This is a genomic window from Ruegeria sp. CL7 (assembly GCF_056536445.1).
The window spans coordinates 124,528-149,290 of the sequence record NZ_JBQFPQ010000006.1 but is presented as its reverse complement, the minus strand read 5'-3'; the positions used below and the strand labels follow the sequence as shown (position 1 = coordinate 149,290).

The 24,763-nt window shown below is 59.4% G+C and carries 18 protein-coding genes; 5 read left to right on the top strand and 13 right to left on the bottom strand.

Going from position 1 to position 24,763, the window contains the following annotated elements:
- Positions 1–301: 301 nt before the first annotated feature.
- Together ACR0LI_RS15305 and ACR0LI_RS15300 are read right to left on the bottom strand one after the other, a co-directional pair.
- Positions 302–2,086 carry an ABC transporter ATP-binding protein gene (locus tag ACR0LI_RS15305; RefSeq protein WP_171636480.1) on the bottom strand — a complete coding sequence of 595 codons (1,785 nt, stop codon included), beginning with the start codon at positions 2,084–2,086 and terminating at the stop codon, positions 302–304.
- 444 nt (positions 2,087–2,530) lie between these two features.
- A complete protein-coding gene (locus ACR0LI_RS15300; RefSeq protein ID WP_480490957.1) occupies positions 2,531–3,469 on the bottom strand; it encodes a c-type cytochrome in 939 nt (312 codons plus the stop codon).
- 96 nt (positions 3,470–3,565) lie between these two features.
- On the opposite strand from ACR0LI_RS15300, the gene ACR0LI_RS15295 reads away from it, so the two are divergent.
- The 3 genes from ACR0LI_RS15295 to ACR0LI_RS15285 are packed head-to-tail and all read left to right on the top strand — an operon-like array spanning position 3,566 to position 5,951.
- Positions 3,566–4,090, top strand: coding sequence for an RNA polymerase sigma factor (locus ACR0LI_RS15295; protein WP_245218156.1), 525 nt, complete (start codon positions 3,566–3,568; stop codon positions 4,088–4,090).
- Positions 4,087–4,824, top strand: coding sequence for a hypothetical protein (locus ACR0LI_RS15290; RefSeq protein ID WP_480718787.1), 738 nt, complete (start codon positions 4,087–4,089; stop codon positions 4,822–4,824). Before ACR0LI_RS15295 ends, ACR0LI_RS15290 begins: the two co-directional genes overlap by 4 nt.
- A gap of 38 nt (positions 4,825–4,862) precedes the next feature.
- Positions 4,863–5,951, top strand: a complete 1,089-nt coding sequence (locus tag ACR0LI_RS15285) for a helix-turn-helix domain-containing protein (protein ID WP_480718786.1) — start codon at positions 4,863–4,865, stop codon at positions 5,949–5,951.
- On the opposite strand, the gene ACR0LI_RS15280 is transcribed toward ACR0LI_RS15285, so the two are convergent.
- Positions 5,924–6,814, bottom strand: a complete 891-nt coding sequence (locus ACR0LI_RS15280; protein ID WP_209835089.1) for a LysR substrate-binding domain-containing protein — start codon at positions 6,812–6,814, stop codon at positions 5,924–5,926. The genes ACR0LI_RS15285 and ACR0LI_RS15280 overlap by 28 nt on opposite strands.
- Before the next feature lie 107 nt (positions 6,815–6,921).
- On the opposite strand from ACR0LI_RS15280, the gene ACR0LI_RS15275 reads away from it, so the two are divergent.
- Positions 6,922–7,923, top strand: coding sequence for a sterol desaturase family protein (locus ACR0LI_RS15275; RefSeq protein WP_480488754.1), 1,002 nt, complete (start codon positions 6,922–6,924; stop codon positions 7,921–7,923).
- 72 nt (positions 7,924–7,995) lie between these two features.
- Here the strand turns inward: ACR0LI_RS15275 and ACR0LI_RS15270 are convergent, their stop codons facing one another.
- Together ACR0LI_RS15270 and ACR0LI_RS15265 are read right to left on the bottom strand one after the other, a co-directional pair.
- Positions 7,996–9,300, bottom strand: a complete 1,305-nt coding sequence (locus tag ACR0LI_RS15270; RefSeq protein ID WP_171636466.1) for a UDP-glucose dehydrogenase family protein — start codon at positions 9,298–9,300, stop codon at positions 7,996–7,998.
- Between the two features lie 370 nt (positions 9,301–9,670).
- Positions 9,671–10,558 carry a LysR substrate-binding domain-containing protein gene (locus ACR0LI_RS15265; RefSeq protein ID WP_480490963.1) on the bottom strand — a complete coding sequence of 296 codons (888 nt, stop codon included), beginning with the start codon at positions 10,556–10,558 and terminating at the stop codon, positions 9,671–9,673.
- Between the two features lie 229 nt (positions 10,559–10,787).
- On the opposite strand from ACR0LI_RS15265, the gene ACR0LI_RS15260 reads away from it, so the two are divergent.
- Positions 10,788–12,143, top strand: coding sequence for an MmgE/PrpD family protein (locus ACR0LI_RS15260; protein WP_210093451.1), 1,356 nt, complete (start codon positions 10,788–10,790; stop codon positions 12,141–12,143).
- A 190-nt stretch (positions 12,144–12,333) separates the two neighbouring features.
- On the opposite strand, the gene ACR0LI_RS15255 is transcribed toward ACR0LI_RS15260, so the two are convergent.
- The 8 genes from ACR0LI_RS15255 to xdhA all read right to left on the bottom strand — a co-directional run bounded on the left by ACR0LI_RS15255 (position 12,334) and on the right by xdhA (position 24,695).
- Positions 12,334–13,071, bottom strand: a complete 738-nt coding sequence (locus ACR0LI_RS15255) for a maleate cis-trans isomerase family protein (RefSeq protein ID WP_171724597.1) — start codon at positions 13,069–13,071, stop codon at positions 12,334–12,336.
- Positions 13,068–14,135, bottom strand: a complete 1,068-nt coding sequence (locus ACR0LI_RS15250) for a pyridoxal phosphate-dependent aminotransferase (protein WP_480718785.1) — start codon at positions 14,133–14,135, stop codon at positions 13,068–13,070. Before ACR0LI_RS15250 ends, ACR0LI_RS15255 begins: the two co-directional genes overlap by 4 nt.
- Positions 14,132–15,796, bottom strand: coding sequence for a hydantoinase B/oxoprolinase family protein (locus ACR0LI_RS15245; RefSeq protein ID WP_210093449.1), 1,665 nt, complete (start codon positions 15,794–15,796; stop codon positions 14,132–14,134). The genes ACR0LI_RS15250 and ACR0LI_RS15245 overlap by 4 nt, the downstream gene beginning before the upstream one ends.
- Positions 15,796–17,892 carry a hydantoinase/oxoprolinase family protein gene (locus ACR0LI_RS15240; protein ID WP_480718784.1) on the bottom strand — a complete coding sequence of 699 codons (2,097 nt, stop codon included), beginning with the start codon at positions 17,890–17,892 and terminating at the stop codon, positions 15,796–15,798. The genes ACR0LI_RS15245 and ACR0LI_RS15240 overlap by 1 nt, the downstream gene beginning before the upstream one ends.
- Before the next feature lie 478 nt (positions 17,893–18,370).
- Positions 18,371–19,972, bottom strand: coding sequence for a xanthine/uracil/vitamin C permease (locus tag ACR0LI_RS15235; RefSeq protein ID WP_480490973.1), 1,602 nt, complete (start codon positions 19,970–19,972; stop codon positions 18,371–18,373).
- 43 nt (positions 19,973–20,015) lie between these two features.
- The gene (gene xdhC, locus ACR0LI_RS15230; protein ID WP_171724592.1) at positions 20,016–20,894 is read right to left on the bottom strand and encodes a xanthine dehydrogenase accessory protein XdhC; all 879 of its coding nucleotides are present in this window, start codon (positions 20,892–20,894) and stop codon (positions 20,016–20,018) included.
- Between the two features lie 3 nt (positions 20,895–20,897).
- Complete coding sequence (xdhB, locus tag ACR0LI_RS15225) at positions 20,898–23,216, bottom strand: xanthine dehydrogenase molybdopterin binding subunit (protein ID WP_480718783.1); 2,319 nt, start codon at positions 23,214–23,216, stop codon at positions 20,898–20,900.
- Positions 23,217–23,231: 15 nt separating this feature from the next.
- Positions 23,232–24,695 carry a xanthine dehydrogenase small subunit gene (gene xdhA / locus ACR0LI_RS15220; RefSeq protein WP_171636448.1) on the bottom strand — a complete coding sequence of 488 codons (1,464 nt, stop codon included), beginning with the start codon at positions 24,693–24,695 and terminating at the stop codon, positions 23,232–23,234.
- Between the last annotated feature and the right edge of the window lie 68 nt (positions 24,696–24,763).

Genomic DNA, 24,763 nt, shown 5'->3' with positions numbered 1-24,763 from the left:
AGAAAAGCGACGTTGACTTCTTGTCGGAGAACCTCCGTGCCCAGGCGCTGGCAGGAACGGCGCGCCGGCGTGGGCGACCATGCCACATGTTTGTGTCGCTATCGTCGAGACCGCCATCTTCGAACCCGTACGTAAGACAGGACCGTCTATTTCCCCAAGTGCGGCCCGAGCGGCCATATCCCTTGGGCGGCTTGGGCCTGATGACTTCGATGCACGGACGCGCGTGACAAGAATACTCCGCCCCTCTTCCGGACGGGTCTTGCCCGGAGAAGGGAGGCATGTGCCAGACCGAATGCAGGGGCTACTCTGCCACTTCCGCCGAGGGTTCGTGTTTTTTGAATTGCTGATCGAACAGGTTGCGGAAGGCTCCGTTCTTTTTCATCAACTCGTCCAGATTGCCCTGTTCCACGATCGAGCCATCCTGAACCACGATAATCTTATCCGCTTCCAGAACAGTTGAAAGTCGGTGCGCAATGACGACGACGGTCACATCCTTTGTCAGGGTGTCCAGAGCCTTTTTGACAAGCGATTCCGATTCAGCGTCCAGCGCGCTTGTGGCCTCGTCCAAAAGCAGGATCTCGGAATTTCTCAGTATTGCGCGTGCGATCGCAATTCGCTGTTTCTGACCACCTGACAGGAAGGTTCCGTTTTCGCCGACTTGCGTTTCGTACCCTTCCGGCAGGTCCATGATGAACTCGTGCGCATGTGCGGCTTTGGCCGCGGCAATGACCTCTTCCTCGGTTGCGTCAGGGGCCGAGCAGCGCAGATTGTCCATGATCGACGTCGAAAACAGAAACGTATCCTGACCGACATAAGAGATTTTTTTTCGCAGGGACGCAAAGCTGACCTCGCGCAGATCCTGGCCATCAATCTCGACGCTGCCCTCATCGGGATCGTAGAACCGCATGATCAGCCCGAATATCGTAGATTTGCCACCGCCGGACTGACCGACGAGCGCGGTGGTCTTGCCGGCCTCGAACGTGACGTTCATGTCTTCGATCACAGGTACGGCACCTTGATAGCCGAAAGTCACATCGCGCAACGTTATCTGGCCGGGGCCTTCGATCAGGTCATGGGCTTCGGGGCTTTCCACCATCGTGTCGTCCTGATCCAGCAGGCCGAACAACATGCTGATACCAACCATGCAGGTTTCGATCTGAACGCGCATTTTCGACAGCCGCTTGGCAGGTTCATAGGCCATCAGCAACGCCGTGATAAAGGACATCAACTGGCCAGCGCTGGGTTGTTCCGTACCTGCGATTCCCATCGTGCTGACCACTAGTACACCCGCCACGGCGAGGCCGGCCAGAAACTCCATAAGAGGGCTGGCAATGGACTGCAACTTGGCGATATCGTTCGACCGCTGTTCAACTTTCCGGATGGCGGTGTCCATGCGGTTGATCATCCGGTCTTCGAGCGAGAAGACCTTGATGACCTTGATCCCTGCCGAGGTCTCTTGCAGCACCCGAATGATTTCCGCCAGTGACTTGAATTCGGCCTGCATGATCGTTCGTACGCTCTTCAGCAGATAGCGAACACCCAACAGGGCAATCGGACCCACGACAAAGAACAAGACGGACAGAACGGGCTGCTGATACACCATCACAGCAACCAGCCCGACCAGAGTCAGAGCGTCGCGGACGAACCCGGTGACCAGCACATCGATCAGGTTTCTGGCTGCCTGCGCGCCATGGGTGGTGCGCATCAGAAGGTCCGACGATTCATTGGTCGAAAAGAACGCGACCCCATGTTTGAGCAGTTTGCGGTAAACCTTGTCCTGCTGTTCCGCCACGATCCGATTGCCTGCGCGGGCAAGGTAAATAGCCTGAATATAGGATGCGACCGCTTTGACCAGAAACAGGAGGACAACCCCCAACGCAATTACATGTGCCCAACCCTGCAAGTCGGGGCTGGTCATGGCATCGACAATGTATTCCATCATATATGCGGAGCCGGCCGTGGTGACCGCCACGGCAATCATTGCCAGAACCGCAATACCATACAGCTTGCCTTGCGCGTAAAAGCTTTCACCTACAAGGCGGCCCATATAGCCTGATCGCCACTTGTTCCAGGCGCGCTTTATCATTGCGTTCTCCAAATCGTGAAACTGTGCGCACGCTCAGTTAACCTATATTTTGTCGGGCCTAAAGGACAGATGCCAAGCTGCGGCAGAGCGGCCCATCCCGACTGTCTGAGCTGTACGCCCGCTAAATAATGGCTGGTTGACGATCGGACAAGAGTTGGAAAGCGCAAGGACAACCGGGATTTGCCTCTTTGTACGGGCGCAGGCAGGGTTGGTGGCGTGACAGGATTCGCAAAAAAACGCCGTAAAACACGGGCTTTTTTGCCACAAACGAGTCGTATGTCCGGCATGAACCCGCTAACAAAGGGCTGTATTTCCGGACATTGAACACGTGTTGATCCGAAAACCAGACAGGGAACGGGCACAAGTATCGTATCCGATCCTGTCCGGGGCCGGTTGTTGGAAATCGAAATTCAGCGCTGCGGCCAGGTCTCTCGGGCGTTGCCTTCACCCCTCTTCTTGCAAATATGCAAGAAGGTTAACAATATCTTCGTTCTTTTTCAGGCCGCGAAACTGCATTCGATTGCCCTGAAGATACCGTTTGGGATCTGTCAGGAACGCGCTCAGGGTCTCATGCGTCCAAACGATGTCGGAACTTTCCAGCGCTGTCGAATACTTGAATCCCTCTGCCTGTCCGGCCTTTGTGCCGATAATACCGTGCAGGGACGGGCCAACACCATGGCTGCCTTCTTTCAATTTGTGGCAGGCACTGCATTTGCGAAACACCTTTTTGCCCGCCGTCGCGTCCCCCTGAACATCTGCGGCAGCAACATCCTCTGTGGCTTCCGATGCCGTCGAGGCCTGCTCTTCATCCGTGTTAAAGATCAGCCGGGCCGTAATAGGTACCGTTCGGGTGATGCCGGGCAGGCTTGCCAATTCCATAAGCTTGTCCACGCCGGCGTTCACACCGGCGTCTTCCGTGCTGAGAAACACCATGTCGTTTGTCGAAACAAGCACTGACGTCTCGGACAAGCGTGCGACGAACATTTCCGCGTCAAATTCAACTTCCCTGCCGGCCAGCGAAAGCACGGAAGCAGCTTCCAGAGTGGTGGTTTCACCCACGGCCAGCCCTGAAACCTTCGCCATGTCGAATTCGGCCGTCAGGCGCGCAGTGGGTGCTTGGCGGAATACAAATTCGATCATCCGTTCGTTGCGAATATCTATGTTGGTCTCGACCGAGGACAGGTCGATTTCGATTTCGGCTATGCCCTCCTGTGTCACGTGTCCGCTCAGGCCGGTGAAACTGTTGACCTCGCCCACCGCGTTTTTCTTGATCGTTCCATATGCCAGATGCGAGTGGTCGGACTCCAGTGTCCAATCTGCTGCCCAAATGGGTGTTGCAACAATTGCCGACGCAAACGTGACTGCCTTCAACAGAAGTTTCATTTCTTTCCTCCGCGGTTTATGTCAGTTTTGGCCCTGCGGGCCGGGTCCGTTTCTGACAAACACACACAGGTCGCGTTTTATTCGATGAGTGCCGAGATGACTTCCGAACAGGCCGTTCGTGACGCCGTACAGATGCACTCAAGACGCGTCTGGCGGTTTGCTCTGGCGTTGTCGGGGGCATCAGATGTGGCGGACGATCTGGTGCAGGCCACATGCCTGCGTGCGCTTGAGCGGCATCATCAGGTAACGTCGCATGATCGTCTGGACAGTTGGCTGATGACGATCTGCCGGTCAATCTGGTTGAACGAAGTGCGGTCTCGTTCCGTCCGGCGGGCACAGGCGCTGTCCGTGACCCCGGAAGCGGAACTGGTCGCAACTTTGCCGGATTCAGAAACGAATATTTTTGCGGCTGAAGTGTTTACTCAAGTGATGCAGCTGCCAGAAGCGCAGCGGGAAACGGTCATGCTTGTGTTCGTCGAAGGGTACAGCTATCGCGAAACCGCTGCATTGCTGGACGTTCCCATCGGCACAATCATGAGCCGGCTATCGAATGCCCGGCGGAAACTGAAAACCGTGATGCAGTTTGAGGCGGCAGACACCGCGCGACGGAGTGGCAAATGACGTTTTCCGACGAGACGCTGTTGGCGTATCTGGAAGGCACGCTGGATGAGGCTCAGAGCCGCGCCATCGAGGCCGCGGTTGAGGATGATGTCGAGCTTGAACGCCGCTTGATGGCGCTGGATCCGTTTGCGCCTGTCGTTGGGCAGGTCTTTGAGAAACTGCCCACCGCGGCGCCGAAGGTCGATTTGCCGGAACCCGTGGCGCAAAACACCAATGCTGGGTTTCTGCGCCTTCTGGTCGTGGCCGCGGGCGTCGGGGTTGCAGCCGTCGCCCTGACATTCTGGGCGACGCGTCCGGCGGAACCGGGCTGGGCGCAGCAAGCGGCAATCTATCAGTCGCTTTATGTGCCCGAGACGATTGTCTCGCTGGACAGTTCCGAGGCATCGCTGGACAAGCAGTTCGCGATGGCCGAGGCAGCACTTGGCAGGTCTCTGAACCGTGAAGCGCTGGACTCCCTGCCTGGGCTGGAGTTGAAGCGAGCACAGGTTCTTTCGTTCAAGGGAAAGCCCTTGGTTCAGGTCGTTTTCGCCGATGAGCAGGGTCAACCTTTTGCCTTCTGTGTTATCCGTCAGGGGCCGAACGCCCCGAAGGCAGAGGTCAAACAGGCCGTTCTGAGTGGTTTGGCAACAGCGACCTGGGCGCAGGATGGTTTTGGTTACATGCTGCTGGGCAGCTCTCCGCAGACCGATTTGAGCAGCGAACTGGATGTTCTGACCCGAACCTTTGCGGGCTGACGGAATACCCCTTGTGAACCAACGGGAATGCCCGAAGAATGTGGGGTATGACGTCGAAGAAACCCTTGCCCCTTCCTGAAGACGAGGCCGAAGATCTTGGCCCCGCCAGCATCTATGACGGCGATCCGTCCGAAGAGGACGACCTGTGGTTCTTGCCTCCGGATGAAGTCGAGGAAGACGAAGGTTTCTTCCTGCCCGGGCCGCGACGCGAACAGCGCCTGCTGTTCGATCCGCGCGATTGGCGGGCTGCGCAGTCCGACCTTTCTGCGGAACTTGCGGATCTGGCCCTGACTTTTGGCGCGCTGGATGAGCGGTTGCGAGCGGGCCCTGAAGGCTGGACGCACCGTTTGGCATTGATGGAGACGTCCGATCTGGGGTGGTGGACCGGAGACCGGATCAGCGTGGATCGATTGGCTTTGTGGACCGGCTTGCGCATCGGCGCGACGCATGATGACGTGCAGGCCCTGTTTCGGGCCGGATGGGCCGTACGACGCCTGAGTTCGGGCGCGCCGCCCGCTGCCGGCGGTTGGGAACGGGGGCTGACCGCGTTTCTTGACCGGCTGGCTCAGGGGGCCGACGCGACCCCGGAATCCATCGTTGATCTGGCCGAGGTCATGCAAAACGCCGAAGGGCTGCATCCTGTGACGCAGTCGGCAATTGCGTTTCACGCGTGGCGGGCGGTGTCACAAGGCATCGGACAGGACACGGAAGCAGCCGTCATAGCCGCGCGGCATGCGGCCTCCATGGGGCGTGGTGGTGCGCAGTTCATGCCTTTGGCCTTGTCCGGGCCGCGCGCGCTGCGCGGCTCGGGGGATCCGGCGGAAAAACTGAGCGCATGGATCGGCGGCGCAGGTCAGGCTGCCCTTGCAGCGTTATTGCACCTGGACCGGATCAGCGCGTGGGAGGCGAAAGCCAAAAAGGTCACGCAGGATCTGAGCGGCCGCACCCCACCGCGCCTGATCACTGCATTGACGGCCTGGCCCATGGTATCCGCGCCTTTGGCAGAAGACCTGACCAAGGCTTCCCGCGCGGCGGTACAGCGCAATTTCGACCTGTTCGCGCAGCGGGGTCTGGTTCGCGAGGTCACCGGGCAGGGGCGTTACCGCGTCTGGACGGCGGCGCTGTAATCCATCAGCCAATCGCGAAACGTACGCGCTGCCGGGCGCAGCGCCGTGCGGGAGGGATAGACCAGATGATAAGCTTCCTGCCCCGGGCAGGAGATGTCCGGCAGACAAGGGACCAAGCCCGACAGTTTCATAATGCGATCTGACGCGGGCGCGCGCGCCAAGGCAATGCCGCATCCGCTGGCGCAGAGCTCGGCCGCCATCACCGAATTGTCGGCAAAAAAATACCGTGCCTGGCCTGCTGGCAGCCGCTGGTGTTCGAACCAATGCGGCCAGCTTGCCCGATGGGTCGAAACTTCGATCAAGGTGAAGTCGAACAAGTCCTTTGCCGTCTCGATCCGGGCAGCAATCTCGGGCGGGGCGATGGGATAGAGATGTTCGCGCATCAACTCGTCACTTTCCGAGCCGAACAACGCGGGGTTTCCGAACACGATCTGAAGGTCAGTGAACCGATTGGCAAAATCCGACATGACATTGCCGGTCGAAAGCGAAAGGTTGATCTGAGGATGCGCCGCCTGAAAATCGGGAACACCCCCGGCCAGAATGCCATGTGCAAACAGCAGCACCGACTGCACGTAAAGCCTTTGCTCGCGGGTTTCACCGAACAGACCGGCGGTTGCCGTTTCCAACATGAGCAAGGATTGCTGTACCGACGGCAGATAGGCGCGCCCGGTCTCGGTCAAAGTGACCGCATGCGCGTGACGGTGAAACAAGGGTGTGCCCAGTCTTGTCTCCAGCGCCTTGACCTGCTGGCTGACGGCGGCAGGCGTCATGTTCAACTGGGTCGCGGCGCGGGCAAAGCTTTCGGTTCGGGCCGCAGCCTCGAATACGCGCAGCCAGTTGAGGGAAGGGACGCGGGCGTTCATTCCGACAGGCTAAGCAGAACTTAGCCTCACCGGCAAGACAATTAGGTCTGAGCTTTTGATCCCCCGCCTTAGGCTTGTAATCAGTGAACAGATGAAATGAGCCTTCTATGTCAGACCCCGCCCTGCCGCCACGAGCCAAGCGCAAGATCTGGAATTACACGCCTCAATTGCCGATTCAGACCGCACCCTATTGGGATTGGCCGATGAAACCTCTGGCCGCGTTGAAATACCTGCTGCAAAGCTGGAATCCGCTTGCATTGCGGGCGCTGCTGCTGGTCTTTGCGGTCATCAGCTGGACCTATCTGACGCCTTCTTTGAGCAGGATCGAGACCTTCGGCTGGGATTGGGTTGCGGAAATCTGGTTCCGCAATTTCTGTATCCTGATGGTGGTCGCAGGCGGTTTGCATCTGGCCCTTTGGAAGTTCCGCACGCAGCAGGACGAATACCGCTATGACATGCGCCCGATGATGAAGGGCGCCAAGGTGTTCACATTCAAAAATCAGGTCTGGGACAACATGTTCTGGACCTTGGGCCCGGCATTGACGTTCTGGACGTTCTGGGAATGTCTGATCCTGTATTCCTATGCCAGTGGCTGGATCACGATGATCACGTTAGACGGCAACCCGATCTGGTTCATCGCCATGACCGTCTTCGTGCCGATCTGGGCCGGGTTCCATTTCTACTGGCTGCACAGGCTGCTGCATGTGGGTGTGCTTTATACAAAAGTCCACGCTTGGCATCACCGCAACATCAATACCGGCCCTTGGTCGGGGCTTTCGATGCATCCGGTCGAAAGTTTCTTTCTGATGTTCGATACGATGATCTTCTTCCTGCTGCCGTCTCATCCGATCCACGCCATTTTCCTGCTGTTCCATCACGGCATCGGCGCTCCGACCTCTCATGCCGGGTTCGAGCATGTGAAGTTCGGCAACAAGGCCAAGTTCCAGGTCGGGGATTTCTTTCACCAGCTGCATCACCGGTTTTTTGACTGCAATTACGGCACCTGGGAAACCCCTTGGGATGAATGGTTCAACACATTCCACGACGGCACCGATGAAGGCAATGACATGGTCAAGGAACGCCGCCGCAAGATCTGGGCCACCGAATAGCCCGTGAAGGCAGATCCCTGCCGGACCCAAGCGGGTCCGGTGGGCGCGTTTGATCCAACAGGCGGTGTGCGTTCAGCGTCCAACGCCGACATAGGTTTCAAAGCCGGATTTCAGCGCCTGTGACTTTGAATAGATATTGCGCAGATCCACCATTCGGGCAGAGTTCATGGAACCGGCCAGCTGGGTCAGGTTCAACGCGCGGAACTCGTTCCACTCTGTCAGCAACACCACAACGTCAGCCCCTTGAACCGCTGCATAGGGATCGTCGCACCATTCGACTCCGGGCAATAATGCATCGCCTTCCGCTTTGCCCTGCGGATCGACGACGCGCACTTTGGCCCCTCCGCCGATCAAAGCGGGAATAATGGACAGTGATGGCGCGTCGCGCATGTCATCCGTGTTGGGTTTGAAAGTGACACCCAGAACCGCCACCGTCTTGCCGTTAAGGCGGTCGTCGCAGGCGTCGCGGATTTTTTCGATCATCCGCTTCTTGACCTCGTCATTCACCCGAATAACGGTTTCCGTGATCTGCATCGGATATGCATGATCCTGCCCGATCCGCGCCAGCGCGGCGGTATCCTTCGGAAAACAGGACCCACCATAGCCCGGCCCCGCGTGCAGGAATTTGTTGCCAATTCGTCCGTCCAGACCGATGCCGCGGGAAACTTCCTTGACATCCGCACCGACCTTTTCACACAAGCCTGCGATTTCATTGATGAAAGTGATCTTGGTCGCCAGAAACGCGTTGGCGGCGTATTTGATCATCTCGGCGCTTTCCAGATCGGTGGTCAGGATCGGAAAGTCACGCAGATAAAGCGGTCGGTAAATCTCGGCCATCACTTCGGCGGCGCGATCGTTTTCCACACCCACCACGACGCGATCGGGGCGCATGAAGTCATCGATTGCGGCGCCTTCGCGCAGAAATTCAGGGTTCGAGGCCACGTCGAATTCGGCTGCGGGGTTGGCGGCCGCAACGACCTCCTGAACTTTTCTGTTTGTTCCCACCGGCACGGTCGATTTGGTGACAATGACCGTGTAACCGGTAACCGCTTGGGCGATCTCTTCCGCCGCCGCCATCACATAGGTCAAATCCGCGTGGCCGTCCCCTCGTCGGGTCGGAGTTCCGACCGCGATGAAAACCGCATCGGCGCCATCAACTGCTGTTTTCAGATCGGTTGAAAAACTCAGGCGACCGGCAGCAACGTTTTTTGCCATCAGCACATCCAGGCCCGGTTCATAGATCGGCACTTCTCCGGCCTTGAGCATGTCGATCTTTTGCTCAGCCTTGTCGACGCAAATCACGTCATGACCAAAGTCCGAAAAGCATACACCGGACACTAAGCCAACATAACCGGTGCCGATCATTGCAATACGCATCCAAAAATCCTTCTTACCAATTACCACGGACGGCGTGGGCACAATCAAAGAAACTGACGCCGGTTTCAATGGCCGTCAGCAGTTGTGTGGTGCATCCCATAGATTCTTGCGGATATTGAGGCAATAAGAACGCAGACGGTGCAAAGCCCTTCGAAACCGCGACCATGTCCGTTTTGTTCAGCGGAGCCGGGGATCAGGAAGACCGGTTGGTGTTGAAATTCGGTTGAACAGAGGGTGTTGTTGATGGCTGGAATAGCTCCTGCCTTAAGTATTGATGAGGCGCGGGGGTGATCGCGCGTTCTCGCCACCAACAAGACGGCGTAAGGGATAAAAGGGGCCGCGTGACATGGCCCGGCAAATGACAGGTCGATCAGCTGTCCATTTCAGCGGCGGCTTGCAACAGCCAATTCTGAAACAGCCGGACCGGTGGCGAAACGGGTTTTTCCTTGAGACGCATGAAATAGGTCCAGGGGCTGTTCAGATCAAACCGGAAAGGCTCGATCAGCAGCCCCCGCTCGACATAGGACCGGGCCAGCGACCGGGGCAGGGCGACGCATCCCAGTGACTTGGCGGCCATTTCCATCGCCAGATTCGAGACATTTGTCCGCAACCCGCCCTTCTGGCTCAGATCGGACAATCCGAAATGCCGCGCCGCGTGCTCCCAATAGGAGGGGCGGCCCAGGATATGGATCAGCGGTGCATTCTGCAATTGCTTGGGGTCGGTCAGCGGCTCGCCATCGACCAGAAAGTCGGGCGCACAGACCAAGGCCAGTTTTTCGACCCACAAACGATGGGCGTCGGGCAACACATCGTCGACATGATTGATCGTCAGCGAGATGTCCGAAACATTTGGTTCGACATCAGCCCAGACAGTGCCGTGAACCGTCAGATCAATATCGGGATGCACCGCGTTGAAACCACGGATCACATCCGGCAACCAGTTCTCGGCCAGACTGACCGGGCAAGATACCACCACTTTGCGGGTATGCGACCGCACGATGACCGATTGCGTGGCAGCGTTGATTTCCTGGAGGGCATGGCGCACTGACGGCAGATAGGCCTCACCCACATCCGTCAGCGACAGCGACCGGGGATGGCGCACGAATAGGGGGCGCTGCAAAAACTCTTCCAACGAGCGGACATGATTGCTGACGGCAGATTGGGTGCAGTTCAACTCTTCGGCTGCAGCGGTAAAGCTCAGGTGCCGTGCCGCTGCTTCGAACGAACGCAGAAAGGTCAGGTGTGGAAGATTCATCATGACGGATGTTTCTCAGGCAAGGCACGTTGCAAAGAACTAATAAGCCCAGGGCTTGCTGTCTTGCCCATGAGCGACTCACACGTATGGTTCTGCCTCGAAACGCGATCTGGTCCTAGTCACAAATAATCCGGGGCCATTGCCCCATGATTGTTTTCGTGCCGCTATGCGCAAATTCACATAGGCTTTTTCTTGTATCCGGAACCCGAAAGAAAAACCTCGACTGGACACCGTGACAGATACCTTTCAGACCGTTGCAGATTTTGCGCTGAAGCGTGCCGCGCAGGATTTTCCCGACACCGCACGCAAGGCAGCGGCGTTGATGCTGCTGGATACGCTGGGGATCACCATAGGATCGGGGCCGATGCAGGCCGGACAGATTGCGCGCGAGAGTGCGGTAGCGCTGTTTGGCGCGGGCGATCCGGGGCTGAGCGCGCGCATGCTTTTCGACGGTCGTCGCGTCAGCGTCGCGGGTGCGGCCTATGCAGCGGCCACACAGACCGACAATTTGGACGGACATGATGGATACAATCCGACCAAAGGCCACATCGGGGTTGTCGTCGTTCCCGCACTGGCGGCACTGGCTGAAACCGTTCAAGATTTTTCAGGCCTCGAAGCGCTGGCGGCGGTGATCGTTGGATACGAGGTCGCGGGACGCGCGGGCATTTCTTTGCATGACACCGTCAGCGATTATCACACATCCGGAGCTTGGAACGCGATTGGCGTGGTGGCCGTGGCGGCGCGTTTGCGCGGTTTGAAGGCCGAACAGATGCGGCAGGCCATGGGGATCGCCGAATACCATGGCCCGCGCAGCCAGATGATGCGCGAGATCGCCAATCCCACCATGCTGCATGACGGTTCGGGCTGGGGCGCTTTGGTTGGCATTTCTTCAGCGGTATTGGCCGAGAAAGGCTTTACCGGGGCACCGGCCATCACCATCGAAGCGGCAGACGTTGCCCCCCATTGGCAAGATCTGGGCGATTTCTGGCAAATGGAGCATCAATATGTCAAACCCTACCCGATCTGCCGTTGGGCCCACGCCGCAATTGATGCCACCCGTGCACTCATGCGTGAAAACGACCTGACTCACCGGGATGTTGCCGCGATTCATGTAAACACGTTTCGGGAAAGCGCCTGCCTTTTCAGGGGCATGCCGGATGATACGTCCAAGGCGCAGTATTCGCTGCCATTTGCCGTCGCGACAATGGTTGCGCATGGCCGGATCGGGGTCGAGAACATCACCGGCGCGGGCCTGGCCGACCCGCTGGTCGCCTCGATCGTCGAGCGTATCTCGGTTGCAGAGGCCGCACGCCATTCTGACCGTTTCCCCGAAAGCCGGTTCGCCGATGTCAGCATCACCCTGACCGACGGGCGGATACTCGAGTCGGGCGACGTACATGCACGCGGCGGACCCGAGGCACCAATGGATGAGACAGAAGTGATCGACAAATTCATGGAATTTGCGACACCATCACTGGGTGCATCCCGTGCTGCCGCAATTCGTGACGCGGTTCTGGGGCTGGGCGCGCCAGGTTCGAAATTCTCAGACCTTGGCGCGTTGATCTACGCCCCCGCCGACCAGACGTAAAATCTGCCGAAGCTGCCGTATATACGCATTCCGACCGGCACATCCGCACCCTTGATCCTGATGACGGCGCGGCGACGGTCTTGCCGCCTGCTGCACAGGTTGAATTGGAGCTGGGAACAAGTCTGGGTGATCCAAGACCGGTTCGAGGTGAGTTTGATCCGTTAAACTATCGCCTTGCGCCCTGATCCGGTCAGAGCAGGTCGAACAATCGCCCCGGCAGCGCGTCGTGACGCGGTAGGTTCAGAGCCCGCATAAGGCAGAACATCATCGCCTGATTTGAGGTGACAACCGGCTTGCCCAGCGTTGCTTCAATCCGGTCGATCGCCTCGACCGAACGCATGTCGGTGCAGCTGAGAATTATGGCCTGTGCCTGCGGGTGATCGGCCTGACAGGCCAGTTCATAAACCTCGTCCGGGGTCAGCTCTCCCTGACCGTAATTGCCCAGCTTTCGGCCAACATCGGTGCATCGAACGGTCTCGATTCCGTTCTGGGCCATGAAATCCATCGCCTGAACGTTTATTTCGCCCAGATAGGGCGAGGAAAAGCCGACCTTTGTGGCCCCCAGTGCCTTGATTGCGGCGATTAATGATCCGGCCGCGGTCAGCGACAGCGCACCGGATTCCGATTTGATCTGTTGCGCCAGCTCAGCGTCGAAAGACGGCCCATGGGTCAGGGTGGCCGAGGTGCAGCCGTACAGCACCACATCGGGCCGCACGCCCGAGATCATCCGCAGATCGTGGCTGATATCCGAAGCACCCAAACCTGCCATTTGATCCGAGCCGGGAATTTCATCCACGTCATAGCCGCCCATGCGCTGGAAATGGATGGTGGTGTTTGGCGGTCGCAGCATCTCCATATCCGGTTCCAGATTGGTGTTGGTGAAGGGCACCAGAACACCGATCTTGGCGGCTGTGCGGGTCTCGGTCATGTCAGCGCTCCTTTCAAGATGTCGCGGGCCTTGTCCATCACCTGGGGCGCACAGATCGTGGCGCGCAAACAGTCCGACAAACCATAGCCGCCCATGCCGCGCATCATCAGGCCCTCCGCCCGCAGGGCCGTGTCGGCGCGCTGTGCCTGCGCGGTCGAGGCAAAGCGGATCAGCACGAAATTGGTGTGGCTTTCCGGCACGCTCAGGCCCAGTTCGCGGCATTCCTGCGCAAACCGGTCCCGAATCTCGGCTGTCCGTGCGACCACGTTGCGCATATGGGCCTGATCGCGCATCGCCGCCGCGGCCACTGCCTGCGAGGCAATCGAGATATTGTTGGGATTCAAAAGCTTGCGGACCTCACCCGAGATTTCGCTTGGGAAATAGCCCCAGCCGGCTCGCGCCCCCGCCAGCCCGTAGGCCTTGGAACATGTACGCGTGATCACGGTGTCGCCCCGATCCACCAGCGCAAAGATCTGCGCAGGATCGTTCGTGGCATCGGCAAATTCCGCATAGGCTTGATCCACCACCAGCAGTGTATCGCCAGGCAGATCCGATCGCAGACGGACAATTTCGTCATTCGGGATCAGCGTGCCGGTGGGGTTGCCCGGATTGCAGACGAACACGATGCGGGTGGCAGGTGTGACAGCGGCCAGAAGCGCGTCCACCGATACGGTCAAATCGACCTCGGGCGCTGCCACATATTCGGCCTGTGCCTGAGCTGTCGCCGAGGCGACAAAGGCATAGCCATATTGTGTGCCCAGCACCTGATCGCCCGGCCCGGCAAAGGCGCGGATCAGACAGCCAATCAGTTCCATCGAGCCCGCCCCACATAAAATGCGCGCGGGGACGAGCCCGTGCACCTCGGCAATGGCCGAGCGCATTTCGGCCCATTCCGGATCGGGATAAAGGGCCAGATCCGCCAGCGCTGCCTGCCCGGCCGCAACGGCGGCGGGGCTTGCGGGAAAGGCGCTTTCGTTTTGCGCCAGTGAAACCGTGTCTGCGCCGTTCGGATCAGCCAGCGCATAAGCGGCCATGGCGCCAATGTAAGGAACCGGTCGGATCATGCGTCACCCGCGTAAATCCTGGCGCCTTGCGCAGTTACCAACCCGCGTTTGATGTCCAGCGCCAGCGCATCCGGGTCGCGTTCGGCAGGGTCGCCAAATCCACCGCCGCCCGGTGTATCGAAGATCAGATAATCACCGTGTTCCACCCGTAACTCTCCTTTGCCCGGAATATCGTTTGCGCCGTCCCTGAAACAGATGCGACCGGGCGCGCCGGGTCTGCCGCCCATACGGCCAAGCGCCGGGTATTTCAGCCGTTCGACCGAAAGGAAAACGATAAAGGGAGCACCGTTGGACGAGGTCATCTCGATCCGTTGCCCCAGCCCGCCGCGATACTTGCCCGCGCCGCCGGAATCTGGGCGCAGTTCGCGCCGCCAGATCGTCACGGGTGCGACGCTTTCGGTGATCTCGACCTGACTGCCGAACACCCCGGACGGATAGGCCGTGGCCGACAGTCCATCGGCATGAGGTCGCGCGCCGGTTCCGCCATTGTGCACGGGTTCCACCGCGAATTCGCGACCGCCGTCACGGGCCACTTCGGGCGCGTGGCGCATGGGCAGGTCGAACATGCAACTTGCACCTTCGGCCGGGACCGCATCGGGCAGGGCCTGATGCAGGCAGCCCAGAACCAGATCGGGCGTGACCTGACCCAAGGTATGCCGCATCGCAACCGGCACCGGGCGCTGCGCGTTCAGGATGCAGCCCTTTGGCCCGTCAATGGTAAACGGCTCCAGCGATCCCGCATTGTTGGGAATGTCCGCGCCGACAATGCAGCGCAAGGCAAACACCGTATAGGCGGTGGCATAGTTCAGCGGCACGTTGATGCCCTTGCGCGAACAGCCCGAAGTGCCCGAGAAATCCACATGCATGCCGTCCTTCCTTACGGTCAGGGTGGCGTGCAGTTCCAGCTCATTCTCATAGCCGTCCATCTTCAGAACATTCTTGTAGACACCTTCGGGCACGTCGGCGATGGCCTCCAGCGTGCCGCGGCGCGACGTGTCGATGATGTACGAGCCGAGCGTCCCTAGATCGTCGAGGCCAAATTCCTCCATCATCGACAGCAGCCTTGCAACCCCGGCTTCGCAGCAGGCGATCAGTGCATAGATGTCGCCATCGTTGGCGACGGGTTCGCGGCTGTTGGCGCGGATGATGTCCAGCAGCAAATCGTTGGGGGTGCCCTGCTCAACCAGCTTGCAGGGCGGGATCAGCAGGCCCTCGTCATAGATGTCGGAACCTTCGGGGCCCATGCCCAACCCACCCAGATCAACGAGATGCGACGTGCAGGAGGTAAAGCCCACCACCTTGCCATCCTTGAATGCGGGCATCATCAGCAGAAAATCGTTCAGGTGCCCCGAGGCAAGCCATGGGTCGTTCGTCATGTAGATGTCGCCCGGCTTCATGGTTTGAACCGGGAAAGCCCGGCGCAGGTGCTGCACCGCCTCGGCCATGGTGTTGATGTGCCCCGGCGTGCCGGTCACGGCTTGCGCCAGCATCCGGCCATCGGCGTCAAATATCCCGGCAGAGATGTCGCCGCATTCGCGTACGATCGGGCTGAAGGCGGCGCGGATCAGGGTTTGGCCCTGTTCTTCGACCACGGCCAGCAGACGATTCCACATCACCTGCAATCGGGCGGGCGAAAGATCGTGTGAAAGATCGGACGACATCATGCGCCTCCTTTCTGGTCCCGAACGAGGACGAGGTTTCCAATGGCATCCACATGGGCCGAGAAGTCGGCGGACACGAGCGTGGTTGTCTGCGGCTCGGTGATCAATGCGGGGCCGTGAAGGTGGTCGCCGGGCTTCAGATCCGCTCGGGCAACGAAGGCCGCTGGTTTCGACACTCCGTCCACGTCACAGGTGATCGGACGGGTTTCCGGCGCCGAGATTGTCTTCAACCGGGGCGTTTCAGGAACCGCCGGCACGACGCTGTCACAGGTCGCGACACGTACCGCCCAATTGAGAATCTCGATCTGCATCCCCGGCACCGGGCGCGAGAATTGCTTGCGGTATTCCTGATCGAATGCAGCGGTCAGCGGCACGATATCTTCGGCGGTCAGGGGGCGGTTGGGAAGGGTGATCTCGATCTCGTGCCCTTGTCCGTTGTAGCGCATGAAGGCAGTGCGCAGCGTCTGGGTCGGGACATCGCCGGCCCCTTGGAAGACGACCTCTCTAGCCTCGGAAATCATGGCTTCGAACAGCGTGTTGATCCCGTTCAGGTCCATGCTGCCCAGCAACGAATAGCGCGAGCGGACGATCTCGAAAGACACCGGAGCGAACAGGAAGCCGACGGCCGATCCGACACCGGGATCGGGCGGGATCACGATGCGGCAGACCCCGGCGGATCGCGCGACCCGGCTGGCGTGCAATGGCCCGTTGCCCCCAAACGCTATCATTGTTCGTGGGCCAAGGTCCTTGCCGGATTCCACCGCATGCATCCGACCCGCGCTGGCCATGCTTTCGTCGACGATACGGCTGACGCCATCGGCGGCGCCTACGGCATCCAGATCCAGTTTTGACCCGATCACCCGGCTCAGCGCCCGTTTCGAAGCTTCGGGATCAAGCTGAATATGCCCCTCGGCAAACGTGTCGGGTACGATATATCCCAATGCAATATCACTGTCCGTCACCGTGGGGTCGGTTCCACCGCGCATGAAGGCGACGGGGCCGGGCTCGGATCCGGCTGATTTTGGCCCTACGGTCAACCGTCCTAGCCGGTCAACCCCGGCAATCGAACCGCCTCCGGCGCCGATCTCGATCATTTCGATGACCGGTATTCGTACCGGCATTCCGGACCCTTTGATAAACCGAGCGGCGCGGGCAATTTCGAACTGGCGCGAGGTCTGGGGACGGGCGTTGTCGATCAGGCATAGTTTGGCGGTGGTACCGCCGACGTCAAAGGACAGAACCTGATCCAGACCGGCGTGGGCGGCGACGCGGGCAGCCAGAATGGCACCACCGGCAGGGCCGGATTCCACCAGCCGGATCGGAAACCGCGCGGCGGTTCGCATGGTGCACATTCCACCACCCGCTGTCATCATCAGGATCGGACAGGTGACGCCCTGGGCCTCGAATTGCCGGACAAACCGGGCCAGATACGTTGCCATCAGAGGCTGGATATAGGCGTTGGCGACGGTCGTGCACAGCCGGTCGAATTCGCGCGCTTCGGGGCTGACGTCCGACGAAATCGAGACGGTCAGATCGGGGCGCCTGTCCGCCAGCGTATCGCGCAGCCTGCGCTCGTGCTCGGGGTTTGCATATGCGTGCATCAGGCAGATGGCGATGGCTTCCGCTCCGCTGGCGTCGATATCCTTCAACAACGCGTCGATGGCTGTGCCTTCCAGCGAAATCAACACCTTGCCATCCGCCGAAACGCGCTCGCGGACCGTCAGCGCGCGCTCACGCGGCACCAGCAGATCAGGTTTCTCCAGATTGATGTCATATTGCGAATAGCGCCGCTCGTAGGCGATTTCCAGAATGTCCCTGAACCCTTCGGTGGTCACGGTTGCCACGACCGCGCCGCGTTTTTCGATCAGCGCGTTGGTGGCCAGCGTGGTGCCGTGAATGAAACCGGTGACTTCGCTCAGACGGTGCCCTGTCTGTTGCATCACGCGCGTTGCGCCTTGCATGGCTCCGTCGGCGGGGTTGTGATGCGTGGTCAGGGTTTTGGTCGAGGCAAGTATCGTCTCTTCGCCAGAGACAAGAACCGTATCCGTGAACGTGCCGCCAATATCGATGGCCAGGCGCAGCGCTTGAGTTGTCATGAGGTTATCCGAAAAATCCGTAATCACAGCGTGATGCATATGGGCCAGAGGCCCTGAGATCAGGCTGGGATCACAAGGTCACAGCCGGTGGCACGGCGGTCCATGGGATTTGGAAAACAACTCTTCATACGTAGGTATTCTTGTTCACACCAGCATAGCGCAACAAGCCGGAAAGCGACAAAAATGCCTGCAAACGACAAAATTCGTCACGCTTGGCCGATTGCGGGGCTTGCAGTTGAGGGTCTTGACCCCTCGCACATCACCTGTGGTCGTCTATTTTGTGTGACCCAGCCGATGCAGATGTGTGGTTCGCAAGGGTGATCCTCTGCAAGACCCATTCGAACCACATGCCGTCACTCTGAGATAGGCGGGAGAAAGATCTGCAAGCGACCGCAGGGCAAACTCTGCCTCTTGAACGGCCACGATTGAACGGGAAGGGATGGTTTCTGGGGCAGCCATTCGACTGCCCCGTTGCCGATCAGGCCTGCTGAGCGGGTGAATCGTCATCGATGAGGTCGGGCTCGTCCGGCACGATGATGCGATGCTCAAGATCCTCTTTGGGGGCGAACACCGGGTAGACGTACAGAAACGCACCGATGATCAGATAGCCGATGGTTATCCCGTCGAACTGAGGCATCTGTAGCGTGTAGGAATGGATGATGCCGATCGAAGACATCAGCCCACCTGCGACAGCAAACGCGCCGGCCATCCGGAAGCGCCCGTCAATCACATCGGCCACGATGGCACCCCAGACCAGACCGGTGATGATCGCCCCCTGGCTCAGGGCAAGGTGCCCCTCGTAATGAGCCCCTTCCATCAGAAGGGCCGAGGTCAGATCAGGATCTCCCAAGGATGGCAGCCCTTCGACACCGCTGCTGCGCAGCGCGTTCATCAACGATCCCCATTTGACCATCAGGAAGGCCGAGATATGGGGCAGGATCGCGAAGGATACCGCAGCCATGTGCATCGGTTTCACAGCCCAGGCCGTGTTGGTGATCAGGCTGACTGATACAAAGACCAGTACCGGTGCGGCTGCGGCGATCGGGATCAGCCCCGCGAGGAAGGACAGGAACCCCAGAAAGGCGGCGGCGGCAATTACAACGGCCACACCGACTATATACCCCGCATGGGCATCCAGCCGTTTATAGGCCGGATGGCCGATGTAGACGGTTGTCGGGAATGGCGAACCAAACAGAGCACCCAGCATCGTGCCTGCGCCGTCCGTCACCTGGCAGAGCCCGACAGGGTAATGGTCGCCTGCCGCTTCGGCGGATTCCACGTTGTTCATCGTTTCGATGAAATTGTAGATCTGCACGGGGATCAGCACCAGGAACAGCTCAGGGTTGGCGAACAGGTATTGCACACCGGCGATCAGGTCACCGAAATACGGGATCGGCGGGTAGAACCCGATGCCGCTGACATCAATTTTGGACTCGCCAAGCAGAAGGGCGATCACGGTACCGGCAGCAATCGCGACAAGGCCGGCCGGAACATTGCCCGGCAGGCGGAAACGGCCGATCAAACCCCAGAGGATGAACAGCAGCGACGTAAAGCCGATGATGGGGTTCTCGAACACTTCGGCCAGCGGCACAGAGCCGATGAAGACCAGGGCAATGCCGCACAGCGTCCCCAGCATCCCCGCACGTGGCGTGATCCGCTTGAGATACGGTCCAACCACGGCGCCCAGAGCCGCGACGATGCCGCCCATGAACCCGGCGCCGATGCCTACTTGCCAGGCTAGCATTGGATCATTTGTCGCCCAATAGATGGGTCCGATCACCCCGAACAGGTAGACGAACATAACCGGCGTCGAGATGCCGTAGGGCAACGCGGTTACGTCTTTGCCCTGCGCGTTTGCCGCCCATTTGGCGAGGTAAGTGTAGACAGCGACACCGGCCAAAATCGCGATGGCAGCGCCGGGAACGATGCGGCCAAAGACAATGTCCGCAGGCATTTGAAACACGAATTGGCAGACCCCGGACAGGATCAGCAGGTTGACAAGGTTGTCGGTAAACAGCGCCCAGAAAGCGCTGAAATCGCTGCGGGTAAACAGCTTGTATTCATAGGTCCTCCCGTCCATGACGGTCTCCTCCTCTGATGTGACCGGTTTGGCCCGACAGGTGTCAGGCCGATCTCCCTTTCCGGTCGTGATGGTGGCCCCGCAGGGGTGCCTGGTTTGCCCCGGTCAGGGCGGTCGCGGCAGTTTCAGAGGTCAATTCAGCCATCACCTCGGCCGCCACGAAGGCGGCGATGACGCTGGGCCGCTTGTCGCGGCTACCGCTAGCCCCGATGGGGCATTTCAAATGTTCGATGGACTGTCCGTCACAGTGTTTCTGCGCCCAGTTCCTGAGCTTTATCCGCTTTGTGGCGGACCCGATCATCCCTACATAAGCGGCATCCTTTCGTTCCAGCGCGGCGGTCGTCAGCAGGAAATCCAGCCCGTGATCATGGGTCAGAACGACAAAGGCGCTGCCTGCGGGCGCGCGCCAGATTTCGGCTTCGGGAATCGCGCTGACCCGGGTTTCGACATTGGCTGTGCAAAGCTCGACCTCTTCGGGTCGGGTGTCGACGAGGATGCAGCGCACCGGCAGATGCTGAAACTGATTGGCCAAAGCGCGTCCCACGTGGCCCGCGCCCATGACATAGACGTGTGGCAAAGCCTCGTCGCGCTGGGTCGCGCGCTCTGTGGCGGCCCATTTGTCGGACGCACGCATGCGGGTCAGTTTCATCTCGACCCGCCCACCGCAGCACTGGCCGATTTCGGGGCCAAGCGGCACATCCAGATCCTGATGCAACACCCCGTCGCGCAGCATGTCGCGGGCGGCGTTGATGGCCATGAACTCCAATTGGCCACCACCGATGGTTCCCCACAGTGCCCTGGGTGCCACGAACATCTCGGTCCCTTCGTTGCGCGGCGACGACCCGCGCACGCGTGTCAGCGCAATGCAGATCACACTGTGCTGCGTGGACAGGAATTCGCTAAGGGAACCGGGGGCAGTCATGGCTCAGGGCCCCGCTTGCAGCCGCGCAACTGCCATTAGCACACGTTCGGGGGTGGCTGGCGCGTCAAGGCGCGGACATTCGCGGTAGTCAGCTACAGAGGCTACGGCCATCGACAAGGCCTCAAACACCGAAATGCCCAGCATGAACGGCGGCTCGCCAACGGCCTTGGACCGTTTGATGGTCAACTCGCGATTTTCCGACCAATCGGCAAGTTTCACATTGAAGATACGCGGGCGGTCTGACGCGAGCGGAATCTTGTATGTCGACGGAGCATGGGTACGCAGACGGCCGGCATCATCCCACCAAAGCTCTTCGGTGGTTAGCCATCCCATGCCCTGAATAAACGCGCCTTCGATCTGCCCCTTGTCGAGCACAGGGTTCAGCGAGCGTCCGACGTCGTGCAACAAATCTGTTCGGTCCACGCGGTATTCGCCTGTAAGGGTATCAATCGTCACTTCTGAACACGACGCGCCGTAGGAGTAGTAGTAGAACGGACGGCCTTGTCCCTTGGCCCGATCCCAGTGGATTTTCGGTGTTTTGTAGTACCCGGCCGCCGAGAGCTGCACGCGCGCCAGATAGGCCTGTTTGATGAACACATCGAAGGGCAGAACCTCGTCGCCGATATGCACCTGATTGGCGTGGAAGGCCACTTCTTCGGGGGCGACATTCCAGGTTTCGGCGGCGAATTTCACCAGACGTGCTTTGATCTGCTCGACCGCGTTCAACGCGGCCATGCCGTTAAGATCGGTCCCGCTGGAGGCTGCAGTGGCCGAGGTGTTCGGAACCTTCTCGGTGGTTGTTTTGGTAATCTTGATCCGGCTGAAGTCAACCTGAAAGGCCTCGGCCACGACCTGCGCAACCTTGGTGTTGAGACCTTGCCCCATTTCGGTACCACCGTGGTTCAGATGGATCGAACCGTCATTGTAAACATGAACCAGAGCGCCAGCCTGATTGTACCAGGTCGCGGTAAACGAAATGCCAAACTTGACCGGTGTCAGCGCGATGCCTTTTTTCAGGATTGGCGATGTCTTGTTGAATTCAATTATGTCCTGACGGCGCTGGCGGTATTCCGATGTCTCTTCCAACTCTCCGATCAGCCGGTCGAGGATGCTGTCTTCGACCACTTGGTGATACGGCGTCACGTTACGGTCTTTGGTGCCGTAGAAATTCGCCTTACGTACATCCAGGGGGTCTTTCCCGGTGGCATAGGCAATCTCTTCGATCATCCGCTCTGCCGCGATCACACCCTGCGGGCCGCCAAATCCTCGAAACGCGGTATTCGACACCGTGTTGGTTTTCATTGGATGACTGTTCAGACGGACGTTCGGATAGAAATAGGCGTTGTCCGCGTGAAACAGCGCCCGGTCGGTGACAGGTCCCGACAGGTCTGCCGAGAATCCGCAACGCGCGGCAAAGCTGCCTTCGACTGCTTGAATGCGGCCATCATCGTCAAAGGCGACGTCGTAATCGATCACAAAATCATGGCGCTTACCGGTTGCCGTCATGTCCTGATCCCGGTCAGGGCGGATTTTCACGGCGCGGTTCCACTTTTTGGCGGCCATGGCGGCAACCGCGCAGAACAGGTTCATCTGGCTTTCCTTGCCGCCAAATCCGCCGCCCATGCGGCGAACGTTAACCACAACGGCGTTGGACGGTACCCCAAGGACATGCGCCACCATATGCTGCGCTTCGGACGGGTGCTGGGTGGAGCAATGTACGACCACATCATCGTCTTCACCCGGAATGGCAAAGGCGATGTGACCTTCGAGGTACATGTGGTCCTGACCGCCAACATTCATGCGGCCTTTGATCCGGTTTGGTGCCGCAGTCTGCGCCGGGGCGACGTCGCCGCGTTCCAGCTTGAGGGGGGCTGTGACATGCGGATATCCGGCTTCCTGCGCGGCAATCGGGTCCAGCGCGTGAGGCAGGGTTTCGTAGTTGATCTTTGCCAGTTCTGCGGCCCGGCGCGCGATTTCGCGGGTTTCGGCAACAACGGCAAACAAAGGCTGCCCATGAAACTGAATGGCATCGGTCGGGAAAACCGGTTCATCGTTCAGATGTGTCGGGCTGATATCATTGGCCCCCGGCACATCGTCTGCGGTCAGCACACCGACAACGCCGGGCGTGGCCAGAACGTCGGTGAAATCGATGTCCAAAAGCTTGGCATGCGCGACGTCAGAGACCCCGAGATACGCGTGCAGCGTGCCTTCGGGCTGAGCAATATCGTCGGTGTAGTCGGCCCGCCCGGTGACATGCTTGATAGCACTGTCATGTTTGACGTTGGTGTGGGCTGATCCGATGATGGAAACGTTATCTTTCATTTTCTCGTCTCCTGATTAGGCGCAAGCCAGTTGAACGGGGGTGTCGGTTTTGGCGTCATTTTCGAGGAAGAACCGACGCAGCAAGTTTTGGCTGGTCAGCATCCGGTAGTCGGACGATGCACGCCAATCGGTCAGAGGTGAGAAATCCTGTGCCAGCGCCTCGGCGGCGGCTTCAAAGCTGTCGCGCGCCCAGGGTTGACCGTTCAGCGCCGCCTCGGCCGCAGCCGCACGCTTGGGCGTGGCGGCCATGCCGCCGAATGCAATGCGCGCATTGCTGATGGTGCCGTCTGTGATCGTCATGTGGATACCCGCAGCGACGGAAGAGATGTCCTCGTCACGCCGCTTGGAAATCTTGTATGCAGCGTCCAGATCATTGGGTCGGGGCAGGGGCACGCGGATGCTTGCGACAAATTCATCGGGTTGGCGGTCTTGCTTGCCGTAGTCGATGAAGAAGTCAGCCAGAGGCAGGGTTCGGCGTTCGGAACCGCGCCGCAGAGTGATTTCCGCGCCGAGCGCGATGAGAACCGGCGGCGTGTCCCCGATGGGTGAGCCGTTGGCGATATTCCCACCTACGGTTCCCATATTCCGCACCTGCCACCCTGCGATGCGATCCCAGTAGGAGGACAGGTGTGGCAGGTGTTCAGACAGAAGGTCCTGGCAATCGGTGTAGCTGGCGCCGGCACCGATCAGGAGGAGAGACCCCTGTCTTTCGACTGTTTTCAGGTCTTCGAGATGACCGGTGAAGATGGCGGGGCCAATGTCGCGCAGGAACTTGGTCACCCACAGGCCCACATCGGTGGCTCCGGCCACGATCGTGGCGTTTGGATAAGCTTGCAGGCATTCGGCAAGATCATCGACGCTGGATGGCAGAATGCTCAGGTTGTTTTCGGGTCCGGAGACCACGCGCCGCCCGTCCTTCAGGGCCGCCAGACGCGCGGTCATGGTTTCGCGTTCGGTGTTCAGATGATCAGATGTCGGGGTGCCGTAGCGGCTGACGGCAATGGCCGCTCGGATGATCGGCTCATACCCTGTGCAGCGGCACAGGTTGCCCTGCAATGCGGTTTCAACCTGTACTTCGGTCGGTTCCGGAGTTTGCATCCAAAGCGCATAGAGGGCCATGACGAAGCCCGGTGTGCAGAACCCGCACTGGCTGCCATGGTGATCGACCATGGCTTGTTGAACCGGGTGCAGCCGGCCTTGAGGCCCAGACAGATGTTCAACCGTCACGACATGACAGCCGTCTACAGAGGCAAGAAACCGGATACAGGCATTGACCGGAGCATAGCGCAGGCCCGAGCGCCCAAGCCGTCCGACAAGCACGGTGCACGCGCCGCAGTCGCCTTCGGCGCAGCCTTCCTTCGTTCCTGTCAGTCGGCGTTCCAGGCGCAGGAAATCAAGAAGTGTCTGGCCTGCCGACACGTCTGGGACGGAGACATCCTTGCCATTGAGGACAAATTGGATGTGGGTGCGATGCGTCATGGAATTCTCCCTCTACCCCTGCCTTCCGGAGGGTGGTCAGTGGAACCATAGGAGCAAAGATTGAGATG

Bases quoted from the DNA above. Each gene is read 5' to 3' on its own strand.
- ACR0LI_RS15270 (WP_171636466.1), bottom strand. From the start codon at position 9,300: ATGCGTATTGCAATGATCGGCACCGGTTATGTTGGCTTAGTGTCCGGT.
- ACR0LI_RS15275 (WP_480488754.1), top strand. From the start codon at position 6,922: ATGTCAGACCCCGCCCTGCCGCCACGAGCCAAGCGCAAGATCTGGAAT.
- ACR0LI_RS15235 (WP_480490973.1), bottom strand. From the start codon at position 19,972: ATGGACGGGAGGACCTATGAATACAAGCTGTTTACCCGCAGCGATTTC.
- ACR0LI_RS15255 (WP_171724597.1), bottom strand. From the start codon at position 13,071: ATGACCGAGACCCGCACAGCCGCCAAGATCGGTGTTCTGGTGCCCTTC.
- ACR0LI_RS15240 (WP_480718784.1), bottom strand. From the start codon at position 17,892: ATGACAACTCAAGCGCTGCGCCTGGCCATCGATATTGGCGGCACGTTC.
- ACR0LI_RS15250 (WP_480718785.1), bottom strand. From the start codon at position 14,135: ATGATCCGACCGGTTCCTTACATTGGCGCCATGGCCGCTTATGCGCTG.
- ACR0LI_RS15290 (WP_480718787.1), top strand. From the start codon at position 4,087: ATGACGTTTTCCGACGAGACGCTGTTGGCGTATCTGGAAGGCACGCTG.
- ACR0LI_RS15305 (WP_171636480.1), bottom strand. From the start codon at position 2,086: ATGATAAAGCGCGCCTGGAACAAGTGGCGATCAGGCTATATGGGCCGC.
- ACR0LI_RS15265 (WP_480490963.1), bottom strand. From the start codon at position 10,558: ATGATGAATCTTCCACACCTGACCTTTCTGCGTTCGTTCGAAGCAGCG.
- xdhC (WP_171724592.1), bottom strand. From the start codon at position 20,894: ATGACTGCCCCCGGTTCCCTTAGCGAATTCCTGTCCACGCAGCACAGT.
- ACR0LI_RS15285 (WP_480718786.1), top strand. From the start codon at position 4,863: ATGTGGGGTATGACGTCGAAGAAACCCTTGCCCCTTCCTGAAGACGAG.
- ACR0LI_RS15295 (WP_245218156.1), top strand. From the start codon at position 3,566: ATGACTTCCGAACAGGCCGTTCGTGACGCCGTACAGATGCACTCAAGA.
- xdhA (WP_171636448.1), bottom strand. From the start codon at position 24,695: ATGACGCATCGCACCCACATCCAATTTGTCCTCAATGGCAAGGATGTC.
- ACR0LI_RS15280 (WP_209835089.1), bottom strand. From the start codon at position 6,814: ATGAACGCCCGCGTCCCTTCCCTCAACTGGCTGCGCGTATTCGAGGCT.
- xdhB (WP_480718783.1), bottom strand. From the start codon at position 23,216: ATGAAAGATAACGTTTCCATCATCGGATCAGCCCACACCAACGTCAAA.
- ACR0LI_RS15300 (WP_480490957.1), bottom strand. From the start codon at position 3,469: ATGAAACTTCTGTTGAAGGCAGTCACGTTTGCGTCGGCAATTGTTGCA.
- ACR0LI_RS15245 (WP_210093449.1), bottom strand. From the start codon at position 15,796: ATGTCGTCCGATCTTTCACACGATCTTTCGCCCGCCCGATTGCAGGTG.